Annotated in this window: 16 protein-coding genes; 10 read left to right on the top strand and 6 right to left on the bottom strand. The window is 75.9% G+C overall.

What is annotated here, in order from left to right; all coding sequences use genetic code 11:
• The first annotated feature begins 39 nt into the window (after positions 1 to 39).
• A complete protein-coding gene (locus BLR12_RS16565) occupies positions 40 to 927 on the top strand; it encodes a LysR family transcriptional regulator ArgP (RefSeq protein WP_255363566.1) in 888 nt (295 codons plus the stop codon).
• On the opposite strand, the gene BLR12_RS16560 is transcribed toward BLR12_RS16565, so the two are convergent.
• Genes BLR12_RS16560 through BLR12_RS16545 form a run of 4 tightly spaced genes read right to left on the bottom strand, consistent with a single transcriptional unit; the run spans position 917 to position 5,546 of the window.
• The gene (locus BLR12_RS16560; protein ID WP_091380494.1) at positions 917 to 1,789 is read right to left on the bottom strand and encodes an oxygenase MpaB family protein; all 873 of its coding nucleotides are present in this window, start codon (positions 1,787 to 1,789) and stop codon (positions 917 to 919) included. The genes BLR12_RS16565 and BLR12_RS16560 overlap by 11 nt on opposite strands.
• The gene (locus BLR12_RS16555) at positions 1,786 to 2,715 is read right to left on the bottom strand and encodes an alpha/beta fold hydrolase (RefSeq protein ID WP_176832557.1); all 930 of its coding nucleotides are present in this window, start codon (positions 2,713 to 2,715) and stop codon (positions 1,786 to 1,788) included. The genes BLR12_RS16560 and BLR12_RS16555 overlap by 4 nt, the downstream gene beginning before the upstream one ends.
• 45 nt (positions 2,716 to 2,760) lie before the next feature.
• Entirely contained in the window at positions 2,761 to 3,903 is a 1,143-nt protein-coding gene (locus BLR12_RS16550; protein WP_255363565.1) for an outer membrane protein assembly factor BamB family protein, read from the bottom strand.
• Between the two features lie 11 nt (positions 3,904 to 3,914).
• Positions 3,915 to 5,546, bottom strand: a complete 1,632-nt coding sequence (locus BLR12_RS16545) for a DEAD/DEAH box helicase (protein WP_255363564.1) — start codon at positions 5,544 to 5,546, stop codon at positions 3,915 to 3,917.
• A 335-nt stretch (positions 5,547 to 5,881) separates the two neighbouring features.
• On the opposite strand from BLR12_RS16545, the gene BLR12_RS16540 reads away from it, so the two are divergent.
• Positions 5,882 to 6,532, top strand: coding sequence for a ferritin-like fold-containing protein (locus BLR12_RS16540; protein ID WP_176832556.1), 651 nt, complete (start codon positions 5,882 to 5,884; stop codon positions 6,530 to 6,532).
• A gap of 297 nt (positions 6,533 to 6,829) precedes the next feature.
• On the opposite strand, the gene BLR12_RS16535 is transcribed toward BLR12_RS16540, so the two are convergent.
• Both BLR12_RS16535 and BLR12_RS16530 read right to left on the bottom strand, forming a co-directional pair.
• The gene (locus BLR12_RS16535; protein ID WP_091380488.1) at positions 6,830 to 7,066 is read right to left on the bottom strand and encodes a DUF3107 domain-containing protein; all 237 of its coding nucleotides are present in this window, start codon (positions 7,064 to 7,066) and stop codon (positions 6,830 to 6,832) included.
• 130 nt (positions 7,067 to 7,196) lie between these two features.
• On the bottom strand, positions 7,197 to 7,847 hold the full coding sequence (locus BLR12_RS16530) for a TetR/AcrR family transcriptional regulator (RefSeq protein WP_091380485.1): 651 nt from the start codon (positions 7,845 to 7,847) through the stop codon (positions 7,197 to 7,199).
• Positions 7,848 to 7,916: 69 nt separating this feature from the next.
• On the opposite strand from BLR12_RS16530, the gene BLR12_RS16525 reads away from it, so the two are divergent.
• From BLR12_RS16525 to BLR12_RS16490, 8 genes are all read left to right on the top strand, one after another.
• Complete coding sequence (locus BLR12_RS16525) at positions 7,917 to 8,978, top strand: alpha/beta fold hydrolase (RefSeq protein ID WP_091380483.1); 1,062 nt, start codon at positions 7,917 to 7,919, stop codon at positions 8,976 to 8,978.
• 195 nt (positions 8,979 to 9,173) lie between these two features.
• Complete coding sequence (locus BLR12_RS16520; RefSeq protein ID WP_255363563.1) at positions 9,174 to 10,187, top strand: DUF3152 domain-containing protein; 1,014 nt, start codon at positions 9,174 to 9,176, stop codon at positions 10,185 to 10,187.
• 131 nt (positions 10,188 to 10,318) lie between these two features.
• Positions 10,319 to 10,828 (top strand): inorganic diphosphatase, encoded by a 510-nt coding sequence (locus BLR12_RS16515; protein ID WP_091381222.1) that lies wholly within the window; start codon positions 10,319 to 10,321, stop codon positions 10,826 to 10,828.
• Positions 10,829 to 10,961: 133 nt separating this feature from the next.
• Complete coding sequence (locus BLR12_RS16510; protein ID WP_255363561.1) at positions 10,962 to 11,225, top strand: hypothetical protein; 264 nt, start codon at positions 10,962 to 10,964, stop codon at positions 11,223 to 11,225.
• A gap of 114 nt (positions 11,226 to 11,339) precedes the next feature.
• A complete protein-coding gene (gene moeZ, locus BLR12_RS16505; RefSeq protein WP_091380477.1) occupies positions 11,340 to 12,500 on the top strand; it encodes an adenylyltransferase/sulfurtransferase MoeZ in 1,161 nt (386 codons plus the stop codon).
• 132 nt (positions 12,501 to 12,632) lie between these two features.
• Entirely contained in the window at positions 12,633 to 13,217 is a 585-nt protein-coding gene (locus BLR12_RS16500) for a TIGR03086 family metal-binding protein (protein ID WP_091380474.1), read from the top strand.
• 85 nt (positions 13,218 to 13,302) lie between these two features.
• Positions 13,303 to 14,250, top strand: a complete 948-nt coding sequence (locus BLR12_RS16495; RefSeq protein ID WP_176832555.1) for a hypothetical protein — start codon at positions 13,303 to 13,305, stop codon at positions 14,248 to 14,250.
• Positions 14,247 to 14,570 carry an MGMT family protein gene (locus tag BLR12_RS16490; protein WP_255363560.1) on the top strand — a complete coding sequence of 108 codons (324 nt, stop codon included), beginning with the start codon at positions 14,247 to 14,249 and terminating at the stop codon, positions 14,568 to 14,570. The genes BLR12_RS16495 and BLR12_RS16490 overlap by 4 nt, the downstream gene beginning before the upstream one ends.
• The last annotated feature ends 14 nt before the right edge of the window (positions 14,571 to 14,584 follow it).

The following is a 14,584-nucleotide window of genomic DNA, read 5'->3' as shown; positions in this document are numbered from 1 at the left end:
AGTTCCGCTCATGTTCCTTTCGCACCTGTAGCTGGTCTGATGGTGGCTGTGGACCTCGACCTGGCCCAGCTCCGGGCGCTGGAGGCGACCGTCACCGCGGGCACGCTGGACGGCGCCGCCCGGGCACTGCACGTGACACCGAGCGCGATCAGCCAGCGGCTCAAGGCCCTGGAGACGGCGACCGGCCGGGTGCTGCTGGTGCGCAGCCGGCCGGTGCGGGTCACCGAGTCCGGGCAGGCGGTGCTCCGGCTGGCCCGCCAGGTGGCCCTGCTGACCGCGGACGCCACCCGCGAGCTCGCCGCGGACGGGGAGCACGACCCGGTGACCCTGCCGATCGCGGTCAACGCCGACTCGATGGCCACCTGGGTGCTGCCCGCGCTCGCCCCGCTGGCCGGCGAGCTCGCCTTCGACCTGCACCGCGAGGACCAGGAGCACACCGCCGCGCTGCTCCGCGACGGGCGGGTGATGGCCGCGGTCACCGCCGACGCCGAGCCGGTCCCGGGGTGCACCGTGACCCGGCTGGGCAGCATGCGCTACCGGCCGATGGCCACCGCTGCCTTCGCGGGCCGGTGGTTCGCCGACGGCGTCCACCCGGCCGCACTCGGGCGCGCGCCGGTGGTGGTCTTCGACCGGCGGGACGACCTGCAGCACCGCTACCTGCGGCAGCGCGGGGTCGGCGCCGTCCCGCCGGTGCACCACGTGCCGGCGTCCGCCGACTACGTCAGCGCGGTGCGGCTGGGCCTCGGGTGGGGCATGGTGCCGGCGCAGCAGGAGCCCGCCGGTGAGCTCGTCGCGCTGGACCCGGACGGCGCGGTCGACGTCGTCCTGCACTGGCAGCAGTGGCGGCTGCGCTCACCCTCGCTGGACCGGGTGGCCGCCGCGGTGCTCGCCGCGGCCCGCCGCGAGTTGGACGACGTCAGGCCGTGAGCTCCTCCGCCGCCGCGACGCGCTCCCTCGCCGCCCGCACGATCGGCGACTCCCGGACCCGCACCGGCACCGCCAGCGCGGCCTGCCGGAACGCGCGCAGGCCCGCGGTGGCCGCGGTGTCGGTCAGCCCGTAGCCCGGCAGCCCGTACACCCGGCGGGCCCACCCGGGCAGGCTGGCGGCGCCGAGGGCGGCCAGCGTGCTCCATGCGGGCCGCGCCGGGGTGAGCAGCTGCACCCAGCCAGGCATCGGCGGCACCAGCACGAACCGGGACGCGTTGCGGGCGGCCGGGGTCGCGGCCAGCTGCGGGCGCATCCGCTCCAGGTAGGCGTCGAGCTCGGCGGCGGTCGCGGGCACGTCCTCGGCCGCGCAGCCGATCAGCACCGCGGCGGTCACCTGCTCGGCGACGTAGCGGTCGGCGTCGTCGTCGGTCAGCGGGACCCCGGCGCGCCGGGCGACCGACAGCAGCGAGTCGACCTCGCAGCAGTGCACCCACAGCAGCAGGTCGGCGTCGTCGACGGAGTAGCTGCGCCCGGTGCCCTCCTCGACCGCCGACTTGCCCCGGTGCAGGCCGCGCACCCGGCGCACCGACCGCAGGGCGTCGCGGCGGGTGCCGAAGGTCAGCGTGGCGACGTACTCCGCGGTGCGGGTCAGCCGCGCCCACGGGTCCTCGGTGAAGGCCGTGGAGAAGCGGGCGACGCCGTCCATGGCCACGGGGTGCAGTGCCTGCAGCAGCAGCGCCCGGATGCCGCCGACGGAGAAGGCCGGGTCGGCGTGGATGCGCCAGGTGACGCTGTCGGGGCCGAAGAAGCCGAGGAGGTCCTCCTCGGCGGTGAAGTCGCGGATCGAGGGGAGCCGGTTCACCGGAGCACACCGGTGGTGGACGGCACGGCGGCCCAGAAGCCGAGCAGCACCTCGAGGGTGCGGGGTGGGTTCTCGATCGCGGGGGAGTGGATCGCGCCCTCGATCACCTCGTAGCGGGCTCCGAGCCGCCGTGCCATGTCCGCCTGGGCCTCCGGCGTCCAGGCGTCGTCCGCGGCGCCGTGCGTGACCAGCACCGGGACGCCGGTGGCCGCCAGCTCGGCGACGCGGTCGGGTTCGCGGGTCATCGCGTCGGCCATGCCGCGCAGGCCGGCGGCGCTGTTGGCGAGGAACCGGCGGGACAGGAACTCGCGGGTCGGCCGGGGCACCAGCTGCGCCTGGGGATCGGTCATGGCCAGCTGCTCGAGGGTCTCGTGCACCAACGGGACGCCGCCGGCGTCCAGCAGCGGGGTGAGGTGCTCGAGCAGCTGCGCCCGGGCGCCGCCCAGCCGAGCGGGACCCGAGCCCAGCAGCGTGAGCGTGTCGAACGCCGTCGGGTCGGCCAGGACGGCAGCGCGGCCGACCAGCCCGCCGAAGGAGTGGCCGACCACGTGCAGCGGGGTCGCCCCCTCGGCGCGCAGCTGACGGGCGACGGCGACGAGGTCCCCGCCGAGCTCGGCGACCGAGTAGCGGGCCGGGTCGTCGGGGCCGGGGGACTCGAACTGGCCGCGCTGGTCGAGCGCGACGACGCGGTGTCCGGCGGCGCACAGCGGACGCAGCAGCGGCGCGAAGTCCTCCTTGCTGCCGGTGAAGCCCGCGACCAGCAGGACCGTGCCCTGCTCCCCGCCGCCCCCGGTGTCCAGTGCCGCCAGCGGGCCGGCGAGGCCGTCGAAGGTGCGGTGGCGCGCGTCGTGGTCGGCCAGCTGCCGGAGGTCCTCGGGTGCGATGGGGACAGGGGCGTGGTCGTCGCGGCCGCCGGGCATCACCATGGCGCCCAGTGAACCCCGCCCGCGCCACCGCTGCCGGGAGGCACGTCAGCGGTGGGCGAGGACCCGGTCGGGCAGCTGCTGCACGACGACCGGCCCGGTCACCGCGACCAGCCCGCCGGCGAGCAGCCCGGGAGCGGCCACGCGCTGCAGCTCGGCCCCGGTCGCGAGGTCGCGGAGGACGACGGCGTCGCCCTCCGGCACCGGCACCGACGTCCCGGCCGCCAGCAGCGCGCGGTCGACCGGGCCGGCGGGCAGCCCGGTCGCCGGGGTGCGCCAGGTGACCGCTCCGGTGCCCTGGTCGACGACGGTGAGGGTGCCGCCGGCCCAGACGAGCGCGCTGGAGCCGACGCCGGTCACCGACGCCCCTGCCGCGGGCGCGGTTCCGGGCGCGCCGAGCGGGGCGCCGTCGGCGGGGCCGAGCAGCTGCACCCCGCCCTCCCCGGCGAGGACGACGGCCTGCTCGACCCCGCCCAGCGTCGTCCCGGCGGGCACGTCGCGGCTCCACAGCGGCGTGCCGTCGTAGCCGTCGAGCAGCCGCACGCGCGTCGTCCCCGCGCAGCGCTGCAGCAGGGCGACGCCCGCGCCACCGACGTCGGCGTCCTCGATGGTGCAGCCCTCGTCCGGGTCGGCCCGCCAGCGGATGCTGTCGCCGACCGGGTCGAGGGTGAGCACGCCGGTGGGGCTGGTCGCCAGCACGATGCCCTCGGTGGCGGAGAGGACGGCGTCGGGGCGCAGGTCCAGGTTGCGGGTCCACTGCCGGACGCCGGTGTCGACCGCGAGGGCCACCGCCTCGTCGCAGCGGTCCTCGGTGCCGTAGGCGGCGACGACGCGGCCGCCGACGACCGTCCAGTCGCAGAGCCGGGCGTTGGCGCGGCTGTAGCGCCAGGCCTCGTCGCCGGTGACGACGTCCAGCGCCCGCACGCCGTGGCCGTCGCCGACGACGACCCGGCCGCCGTCGACGGTCGACCGCGCCGCGCCGTCGGTGGGGGTCGTGCGGGCGGTCCAGGCGGTGGAGACGGCACCGGCCGGCGTCCCGCTGGGGACGCCGGCCGGTGCCGCGGTGGTGCTGACGGTGGCCGCCGCGTCCGAGCCCCGCCACAGCAGGGTGGCGACGACGGCCAGCACGAGGACGGCCGCCGTCCACACCCACACCCGCAGCGGCGGGCGGCGCAGGGACGTGACGGGCACCCGACCGGTGCTTACGCGGCGGGCTCGGCGGAGCCCTGCCCGGAGCCGCCGCCACGGCGACGACGGCGGCGCTTGCGGGCGGCGCCGTCCCCGGTCGGGGCGGCCTCGCCGGCGGGGGCACCGGCCGGCGCGGCCGGGGCGTCGCCCGTCGCGGCACCGCTGCCGCGGGTGCGCCGGCGTGGGCGGCTCTTGCGGGGGCCGGCCGGCTCCTCCTCGTCCGACCGGGCGGGGCCACGGCTCGCGCCGGAGCCGCCGCCGGAGCGGGTGCGCTTGCCGGTCTCGCCGAGGTCCTCGACGGTCTCGGCGTCCAGCCCCTCGCGGGTGCGCTGCGAGCGGGGCAGCCGGCCGGTCGCGCCCTCGGGCACGTCCAGGTCGGAGTACACCCACGGCGAGGTGGAGTAGGTCTCCGGCGGGTCGGTGAAGTCCAGCTCCAGCGCCTTGTTGATCAGCTGCCACCGGGGGATGTCGTCCCAGTCGACGAGGGTGACCGCGACGCCGGTGCTGCCGGCGCGGCCGGTGCGGCCGATCCGGTGCACGTAGGTCTTCTCGTCCTCGGGGCACTGGTAGTTCACGACGTGGCTGACACCGGTGACGTCGATGCCGCGGGCGGCGACGTCGGTGGCGACGAGCACGTCGACCTTGCCGCTGCGGAAGGCGCGCAGCGCCTGCTCACGGGCGCCCTGGCCCAGGTCGCCGTGCACGGCCGCGGCGGCGAAGCCGCGCTCGACCAGCTCGTCGGCGACCTTCTGCGCGGTCCGCTTGGTGCGGCAGAACACCATCACCAGGCCGCGGTCGCGGGACTGCAGCACCCGGGACAGCAGCTCGGGCTTGTCCAGGTTGTGCGCCCGGTAGATGAACTGGGTGGTCTGGGGGACCGTCGAGCCCTCGTCGTTGCCGTGTGCCCGGATGTGGGTCGGCTGGGTCATGAACGACCGCGACAGCGTCACGATCGGGCCGGGCATGGTCGCGGAGAACAGCATCGTCTGCCGCTTGTCCGGGACCATCGCCAGGATCCGCTCGATGTCGGGCAGGAAGCCCAGGTCGAGCATCTCGTCGGCCTCGTCGAGGACGAGCACCTTCACCTTGCCGAGGATCAGGTCGCCCCGCTGGGCCAGGTCGAGCAGCCGGCCCGGGGTGCCGACGACGACCTCGACGCCGGCCTGCAGCGCGGCGACCTGCGGCTCGAACGCCCGGCCGCCGTAGATGGCCTGCACGCGGATGCCGCGCTTCGCGCCGGCCGTGGCCAGGTCGCGGGAGACCTGCACGCAGAGCTCACGGGTGGGGACGACGACCAGCGCCTGCGGGACGCCGTCGCCGCCCTCGGCAGCCGGGACGACGCGCTGCAGCAGCGGGACGCCGAAGCCGAGGGTCTTGCCGGTGCCGGTGCGTGCCTGGCCGATGAGGTCGTTGCCGGCCAGCGCCAGGGGGAGGGTCAGCTCCTGGATGGCGAAGGTCCGGGTGATGCCGGCCTCGGCCAGCGCCGCGACGACGTCGGGGTGGACATCGAAGTCGCTGAACAGCGGGGCGTCCGGGGCGACGGGCGCGCCGCCGAGCTCCTCGACGGCCTGCTCGAGCTGCTCGGGGGCGGGAGCGCCGGACTCGGCGTGGTCGAGCTCGGGGGTGGTGGGGGTGTTCTCGGTCAAGGTCGGTGTCTCGCCTCTGGTCTGCTGGGGGACCGGCTCCGGAGGCGCGATCGCGCCGCTGTCGCACCAGTCCCGGTCGGGTGTCGCGGGATCGGTTCCAGCGCCGACGCGGCCAGCAGAAACCGGGCCGCACCTCGGTGTCGGTCCGGGAGGAAACCCCTCGGGGCGTCGTCTCCAGCGGTCGTCAGCGCGCAGATGCACCAGCGAACCCGAGGGCTCGCCGATTCCCACCATAGCGCGCGCACCGGTTAGCCTCCCTGCGCCGCGCTGCCCGGGGCCCCGAGCCCACCCGTCCGGGGCAGTGGCCCGACCCTCCGCCGACCCGGGAGCTGCCAGTGGACGCCGTCGACGAGCAGGCCGTCATCGACCTGCTGGGCGTGCTGTCCTACGCCGAGCTCACCGCCTTCGACCGGCTCGCCGAGGACGCGCGGCTGGCCCCCACCCTCGCCGGCCGGGCCGCGCTGGCGCGCATGGCGGCGGCCGAGATCGACCACCACGTCCGGCTGACCGCCCGGCTGACCGAGCTGGGCGCCGACCCGATGACGGCGATGGCGCCCTTCGTCCCGGCTCTGGACGCCTTCCACGAGAGCACCCGGCCGCGCACCTGGCTGGAGGGGCTGGTCAAGGCCTACGTCGGCGACGGCCTGGCCTCGGACTTCTACCGGGAGATCGCGGCCCACCTGCCCGACCCCGACCGGGCGCTCATCCTCGACGTCCTCGCCGACACCGGCCACGCCGACTTCGCCGTCCGGGAGGTGCGCTCGGCCATCGCCACCGACCGCACGCTGTCCGGCCGGCTCGCGCTGTGGGGACGGCGGCTGGTGGGGGAGGCCGTGCGCCAGTCGCAGGCCGTCATCGCCGAGCGCGACCAGCTCGCCGCGCTGATCGTCGAGGGCACCGGGGACTTCGCCGGCATCGCCCGGCTGATCGACCGCATCACCGGCGCCCACACCGAGCGCATGGAGACCCTCGGCCTCAACCCCTGACGTCGCGGTCTCCCGGACCGCACCGCCGCCAGGTCCCCGGAGCACGGTTGCCGGGAAGTCGGGGCTGCGGAGGGGGATCTGCGCCCGGGTTCCCCGCAGTCGGGCGGGGACGGCAGCTCGGGTCGACGTCCCCGGGCGGTCTCGGGGCCCTTCCCGCAGACGACGACGGGGCGCCCCCGCCGCAGCGGAGGCGCCCCGTCGGGACGTGCGGGTGCCCTCAGGCCGTGCCGTTGGCGTGACTCCGCGCCCCGGTCCGCTCCTCGCCCGTTCCTCGCTGCGGTGCTCCCGGGGCTGTCGTCACACCCCGGCGATGAAGCCCACGCGCCGCTGGTCGGCCTGCGCGATCTCCACGTAGGCGATGCGGTCGACGGGGACGAGCACCCGGCGGCCGCGGTCGTCGACCAGCGTCAGCAGGCCGTCCTTGGTCGCGCCGGACATGGCCTTCGCCACCTCGGCAGCGATCTCGTCGGGGGTCTTGGGGCTGTCGATGACCAGCTCCCGGGGGGAGTGTTGGACACCGATCTTGACTTCCACGGGGGATGCCTCCTCGAGTTGCGCGGCTGTTCCCCACGCTAGTGCAGCGGCCGAGCGGCCGACCTGCGGTGCAGGTGCGCCGTCAGCGAACGGCCCGCGGGGCGCTGAGCGCGCCGTCCCGCCGGGGGGCTCAGCGCGCCGGACCCTCGCCGCCCTCGAGGCGCGGGAAGCGGGAGATGCCGCGCCAGGCCAGCGAGGTCAGCAGCGAGACCGCCTCGTCCCGGGACACGGTGCCCTTGCGCGGCAGCCACCACCGGGCGCTGGTCTCCGACAACCCGGTCATGCCCGAGGCCAGCAGCAGCGCCCGCTCCCGGTCCAGGCCCGTGTCGGCGGCGATGACCTCGCCGATCGCCTCCACGCAGGCCCGGTGACCCCGGTCGACCAGTTCCCGCACGTCGTCGTCGTTGCGCAGGTCGGACTCGAACACCAGCCGGTACGCGGCGCCCTCGGCGTTGATGAAGTCGAAGTAGGCGCCGACGGCCCCGTTCACGCGGGTGCGGTTGTCGTCGGTGCCCTCCATCGCCTCGCGGACCCGGTCGGTGAGGAGCGTGACCTGCTGCTCGAGCAGGGCCAGGTAGAGCTCCCGCTTGCCCGGGAAGTGCTGGTACAGCACCGGCTTGCTGACCCCGGCCCGGTCGGCGATCTCGTCCATCGCCGCGGCGTGGAAGCCCTGGGCGACGAAGACCTCCTGGGCCGCCTCGAGCAGCTGGGCCCGGCGGGCGCCCCGCGGCAGACGGGAGGAGCGGCGGACGGGCGCGGGTGCTGACCGGGGTGCGTGCATGGCGGACGGATGTTACCGACCGGTCACCCGATCGCGCGCCGTCGTCCGTGCTGACCTACCGTCGACCGGGTGCCCGAGGGTCCCGCTGCGTCCGCCGTCCCGGTGGGGACGCCGGTCCGGCAGGCCCGGCTGTCGACCGTCCCGCTGCCCGGCGCGGACACCGTCCCGCCGCCCTGGCCCGGTGGGCAGGTGCCCGTCCGCGGCGGCGAGGTCCACGTCCGGCGGACGCCGTGGACTGGTCCACTCGACGGCGCGGGCGCGCCGCGGGAGCGGGCGCTCTACGTGCACGGGCTGGGTGGCGCCTCGACCAACTGGACCGACCTCGCCGCGCTGCTCGCCGTCCGCTTCGACGGCTGGGCCGTGGACCTCCCCGGCTTCGGCCGCTCCCGGCCACCCGCCCGCTCGTCGTACTCGGTGCGCGGGCACGTGGCCGCCGTCGTCGACGTCCTCGAGCGGATCGTCGCCGAGCCCGGGGACGGCGCCGGCCGGCCGGTGCACCTGCTGGGCAACTCGCTCGGGGGTCTGGTGTCGCTGTTCGTCGCGGCCAGCCGTCCCAACCTGGTCGCCACCCTGACGCTGATCTCGCCGGCGATGCCGGTCTACCGGGTGCCGGGCGTCTTCAGCCGCACCCTGCTGCTGCTCCTGCTCCCGGGGATCCCGGCCCTGGCCGAGCGCCGGCTGTCCGGCGCGACACCCGAGCAGCAGGTGCGCGGCATGGTCCAGGTGTGCTTCGGCGACCCGCGCCGGGTGCCGCGGGCCCGGCTGGACCAGGCGCTGGAGGAGATGCGCGAGCGCGCCGGGCAGCCCTGGGCCACGCGCGCCCTGACCCGCAGCATGCGCAGCCTGATCACCTCCTACCTGCGGGTCGGCCCCGGCAACGCCTGGCGGCTGGCCCGCTCGCTGCGCCCCCCGACCCTGGTCGTCTGGGGCGACCGCGACCGGCTGGTCGACCCCGCCCTCGCACCGCGGCTGGCCGCCGCCGTCCCCGACGGGCGCCTGCAGGTGCTCGAGGGCGTGGGGCACGTCGCCATGCTCGAGGCCGCCGAGCCGGTGGCGCGGGCGGTGCTCGCGCTGGCCGAGGACGCCGCGGGGCAGCCGGCGCACGACGAGGACGCCGCGCGGGCCTCCTGACCGGGTGCGCGGGGGCCACACGCCGTCCCCGCGAGCCGCCCACGTCGGCCGGCCGGGGCGTGAGAACCTGGCGGCGTGAGTCCCGCGGACGCCTCCCCAGGCCGCGGGCCGAACGGGCGCACGCGACCGTCGCCGGACGCCGGCCCGCCCGGCCGTCCGGCGCGCGCCGAGGAGCCCGTCCGCGGCCTCCCCCGGGTGCCGCCGCCCGCTCGCCGGGCCGACCCGTACGAGCCCCCGCGCTTCGCCGAGACCAACCCGGTGCTGACCCGCTCGGGTCCGTCGGGCCGGGCGGAGCGGCCGCGGGTGCGCCGTCCCGCTCCGGCCCCGGCCGAGCCCCGCAGCGGGGGCACCCGCGTCGTCGTCACCGGCCGCACCCGGTCCCGGTCCGGCGGCGGTGGCGGGCGCTTCCGCCGGTTCGTGACGCGGTGGGGCTGGCGTGCCTACGCGATCCCGCTGCTGGCCCTCGTCACCGTGGTGACGCTCGTGGACCTCGCGGTCCGCGGCTCGGAGACCACCGGGACGGCCACCGCGCCACCCTCGCCGTCGGCCGCGGCCGCGGCGCCCGACACGGCCGACCCGGTGGCCGAGCCCTCCGCCGCTCCTCCGGCACCGGCCGAGGTGGACGCCGCACCGGCCGAGGCGCCCGAGACCGCCGTCGGCGCCCCCGGTTTCGTCCAGCAGGGCGCGGGCACGGTCACCGTCGTCGACGGCAGCTCCCCGGTCTCCGGGACCGGGCCGCTGCAGCGCTTCGTCGTCGAGGTCGAGGACGGCATCGAGGTGGACGGGCCCGCGTTCGCCAGCGCCGTCGAGGCGACGCTCGGTGATCCCCGCTCGTGGGGCAACGGCGGCCGGATGTCGTTCCAGCGGGTCGGCCGGGCCGAGGCGGAGACCGGGCAGTTCGAGTTCAAGGTGACCCTCATCAGCCCGGGCAGCATGGAGCGGTACTGCCCCGGCGTCGGCACCGGCGGCTACACCTCCTGCCGCTACGGCGACCGCGCCGTCATCAACCTGGCCCGCTGGGCCACCGCCGTCCCGGACTACCAGGGCGACATCCCCACCTACCGGCAGTACGTGGTCAACCACGAGGTCGGCCACGCGCTCGGCAACGGCCACCAGGAGTGCCCCGGTCCGGGCCGACCCGCCCCCGTCATGCAGCAGCAGACGCTCGGGCTCGAGGGCTGCACCAAGAACGCCTGGCCGTATCCCTGATCGCCCGTCCGGGCGCGGTCTCCCGGTTTCGCCGGTGACCCGGTTGACGCACGACGGACGCCGCGCCAGGGTCGCGGGGCGACATCGGCCACTCCGGGCTCCGGGGCCGATCGCCGAGGAGAGGCGTGGCCGTGGAAGTCGACGTGATCGTCGAGATCCCCAAGGGATCGCGGAACAAGTACGAGTACGACCCGCGGCTCGGCCGGATCCGGCTCGACCGGATGCTCTTCACCGCGACCGGCTATCCGGGCGACTACGGGTTCGTGCCCGACACGCTGGCCGAGGACGGCGACCCCATCGACGCCCTCCTGCTCCTCACCGAGCCGACCTTCCCCGGTTGCCTCGTCCGCGCCCGGGTCATCGCCGTGTTCTGGGTGCACGACACGCACGGCCCGGACGCCAAGCTGCTCTGCGTCCCCGCGACCGACCCGCGGCAGCTCCACCTGCAGGAGCTGGAGGACGTGCCGATGCACCAGATCGCCGAGATCTGGCACTTCTTCGAGATCTACGAGGCCCTCGCACCCGACAAGTCGGCCGAGACCCGCGGCTGGGAGCAGCGGGGGAAGGCCGTCGAGGCGCTGGAGGACGCCCGGCGCAGGTTCGCCGACCAGCGCACCGCGACGACCGGCACCGAGGGGTGATCGGGAGCCGACGCCAGGCCACGGACGATCGACCAGGCGACCACGCGAGGGCTGCGCCGGGAACGCCTGGCCTCATCCCTGGGGCGCTGGTTCCCCGACGCTGGGCGCTGATGCGTAGGGCCGGATGCTGGAAGTGCGCACCAGCGCACACGGTCGGGCCTTCCGCCACGTCCGGCCGGCCGTGCCGGGGTGGGGGCCCTGCACGGATGCGATCTCGTTCGGCAAGGCCGGCCTGCAGGGCTGGCGCGCGAAGCTCGCGGACGCGGTGGCCCGGCCGGTCGCCCGGACCTCCGGCCTCTCCGACGACCGGGTGCGGGCGGTCATCGGCGGGGTCTTCTCCGTGCCGTCCGTCGTCCACGTCGCCCAGACGGTCGAGCGCCTGACCGCCGGGAGCTGAGCCCGATCCTCGCGCGCAGCTCCGGTCGACGGGGAATCAGCCGGGCGTGCCACGCTGTTGACCCGACGAACGCAGGCCTGCGCTGGGCCGCTGTCGAGTACTGAGGAGCAGCTCGTGTCCCTGCCACCCCTGGTGGAGCCCGCCGAGGACCTCTCGATCGAGGAGGTCCGGCGGTACAGCCGTCACCTGATCATCCCCGACGTCGGGATGGACGGTCAGAAGCGGCTGAAGAACGCCAAGGTGCTCGCCGTCGGCGCCGGCGGCCTCGGCTCGCCGGTGCTCATGTACCTCGCCGCGGCGGGGGTCGGCACGCTCGGCATCGTCGAGTTCGACGTCGTCGACGAGTCGAACCTGCAGCGGCAGATCATCCACGGCGCCTCCGACGTCGGCCGGTCCAAGGCCGAGAGCGCGCGGGACTCCATCAAGGAGATCAACCCGCTCGTCGACGTCCGCCTGCACGAGACGCGGCTGGACAGCGACAACGTGATGGAGATCTTCGGCCAGTACGACCTCATCGTCGACGGCACCGACAACTTCGCCACGCGCTACCTCGTCAACGACGCGTGCGTGCTGCTGGGCAAGCCCTACGTCTGGGGCTCGATCTACCGCTTCGACGGCCAGGTCTCGGTCTTCTGGAACGAGCACGGGCCCAACTACCGCGACCTCTACCCGGTGCCGCCGCCGCCCGGCATGGTCCCCTCCTGCGCGGAGGGCGGCGTGCTCGGCGTGCTGTGCGCGACCGTCGGCGCCATCCAGGCCACCGAGGCGGTCAAGCTCATCACCGGCATCGGCGAGACGCTGCTCGGCCGGCTGATGGTCTACGACGCCCTGGAGATGACCTTCCGCACCATCAAGGTGCGCAAGGACCCCGATGCCGAGCCGATCACCGGGCTGATCGACTACGAGACCTTCTGCGGGGTCGTGTCCACCGAGGCCCAGGAGGCCGCCGCGGGCTCGACGATCACCGTCGACGAGCTCAAGGACATGATGGACGCCGGCAAGGACTTCGAGCTGATCGACGTCCGGGAGCCCAACGAGTACGAGATCGTCTCGATCCCCGGCGCGAAGCTGATCCCCAAGGACGAGATCCTCTCCGGCCGCGCGCTCGCGGAGCTGCCGCAGGACAAGCCGATCGTGCTGCACTGCAAGACCGGCGTCCGCTCGGCCGAGGTGCTCGCCGCGGTGAAGAACGCCGGCTTCTCCGACGCCGTGCACGTGCAGGGCGGCGTCACCGCCTGGGCCACGCGCATCGACAAGGCGCTGCCGACCTATTAGAAGGACCCCCTCGCCCCCTACCCTCGCTCCGCTCGGGCCGGGACCCTGCGAGGGGGCCGTTCCAGCAACTCACCTGGGCCCGGTCTGCTCCCGTACGGGGCGGACCGGGCCCTCTCGCTGTCTACTGACCGCATGGCCGACTTCGCTCCGACCGAGCTGCTGGCTCTGTTCCAGCGCGCCCAGGCCGAGTTCACCGACCGCGTGGACGCGGTCGGACCGGAGCAGTGGGACGACGAGGCGCTGCCCGGCTGGACCGTCGCCGACCTCGTCGCCCACCTGGTCTCCGAGGCGCTGTGGACGCCTCCGCTGCTGGCCGGCGAGCCCGCCGACCTCGTCGACGGGCGCTTCCCCGACGAGACCCCCGACCTGCTCGGCGACGACCCGCTCACCGGGTGGGAGACCGCCGCCGACGGCGCGCTGGCCGCGTTCGCCCAGGACAGGGCGCTGCTGCACACCGTCCACCTGCGGCGCGGACCGACCTCGGCAGCGGTGTACATCGAGGAGCTCACCGCCGACCTGACCGTGCACTGCTGGGACCTGGCCCGCGCCACGGGCGGTGACACCGAGCTGGACCCGGCGCTGGTCACCGCGTCCCTGGTCGTCGCCGACCGGCTGCCCGAGGACGGCGTCCGCGGCCTGTTCGACCCGCCGCTGGACGTGCCGCGCACCGCCCCGCCGCAGGTGCGCCTGCTGGGCAGGTACGGGCGCCGCGCCTGACCCCGGGAGCCGCGCAGGAGACGCCCACCTGCCGGGCACGCCGCCTCTACGCTGCGGTGCCCGTGACCAGCAGGAGGTGCTCCGCATGAGCCAGCCGCCCTCAGGCCCGGACCCGTACAACCCCTCCGGCGGACCGGGGCAGCCGCCCGCGCAGGGCGGCTGGGCCGGGCAGCCGTCGCAGCCCGGTCCGTACGGCCCTCCCGCCCAGCCCGGCCCCCCTGGCCAGTACGGAGTTCCGGGCCAGTACGGCCAACCCGGTCAGTACGGCCAACCCGGTCAGTACGGTCCACCCGGTCCGTACGGCGCGCCCGGTCCGTACGGCGCGCCCGGTTCGTACGGCGCCCCCGGTGGACCCGGCGGCGGGAGGCCGGGCCGGCAGGGGCTCGTCGTCGCGCTGGTCGCCGGGGTCGTGCTGGTCATCGCCATCGCCGCCACCCTGTTCCTGGCGCTGGGGGACGACGACGACCCGGCGCCCGCTGCGGCCACCGCGTCCTCCAGCGAGCCGGCCCGCCCGTCGCGGTCGCCGTCCCCCGGCCGCACCCCGCTGCCGCCACCTCTGCCCCCGCCGACGCCGGTCGCCCCCGCGCCCGCGCCCGCGCCGAGCCTGGACTTCGTCGCCACCCTGCCGGTCGACCTCACCGGCTGCTCCGAACGCGAGCTGGCGGGCGACGGCGACATCGCCGCGGCCACCTGCGGCGCGGCGCTCACCCAGCCGGGTCCCACGGAGGCGCAGTTCCACCTCTACGCCGACAAGGCGACCCTGGACGAGGTGTTCAGCCGGGACGTCGAGGGTCGCGGCTTCCCCGAGTTCCCCGGCGAGCCCGACTGCATCGGCAGCCAGGGCATCGGCGAGTGGTCGGGCGCCGGCAGCTCGGGGCAGCTGGCCTGCGCGCTCATCGACGGCCGGCCGTGGCTCTACTGGACCGACGACGTCGCGCTCACCGAGGGCATCGTCGTCGGGGAGGGCGGCACCCAGGCCGACCTCGCCGCGCTCTACGAGTGGTGGACGACGAACAGCGACTACGTGCGGTGAGCCCCCCGGCGCCCGCCGGACCGCCGCCACCGGGGACCTCGCCGCTGGACGTGGACGAGGCGGTGTTCGACGTCGTGGAGCGGATCCCGGCCGGGCGGGTGAGCACCTACGGTGCCGTCGGCCGGCTGGTCGGCGTCGGGCCCCGGCGGGTCGCCCGCGCGCTGTCGCAGGGCGGGGGAGCGGTGCCCTGGCACCGCGTGGTCCGGGCCGACGGCTCGGTCGCCGAGCCGGTCCGCGTGGAGCAGTTCGCGCTGCTCGCCGCCGAGGGGGTGCCGGTGCGCTCGGGTCGCATCGACCTGTCCGCCGTCGCCTGGCCCTGAGGAGGGCCGCCCGG

This window comes from Geodermatophilus sp. DSM 45219, from assembly GCF_900104025.1.
Classification (GTDB): Bacteria; Actinomycetota; Actinomycetes; order Mycobacteriales; family Geodermatophilaceae; genus Geodermatophilus.
This window is presented reverse-complemented; position numbering and strand designations above follow the sequence as displayed.

Excerpts from the sequence above, each read along its gene's own strand:
- BLR12_RS16500 (WP_091380474.1), top strand. The coding sequence starts at position 12,633 with ATGGCCGACTTCGCTCCGACCGAGCTGCTGGCTCTGTTCCAGCGCGCC.
- BLR12_RS16530 (WP_091380485.1), bottom strand. The coding sequence starts at position 7,847 with ATGCACGCACCCCGGTCAGCACCCGCGCCCGTCCGCCGCTCCTCCCGT.
- BLR12_RS16555 (WP_176832557.1), bottom strand. The coding sequence starts at position 2,715 with ATGGTGATGCCCGGCGGCCGCGACGACCACGCCCCTGTCCCCATCGCA.
- BLR12_RS16565 (WP_255363566.1), top strand. The coding sequence starts at position 40 with ATGGTGGCTGTGGACCTCGACCTGGCCCAGCTCCGGGCGCTGGAGGCG.
- BLR12_RS16495 (WP_176832555.1), top strand. The coding sequence starts at position 13,303 with ATGAGCCAGCCGCCCTCAGGCCCGGACCCGTACAACCCCTCCGGCGGA.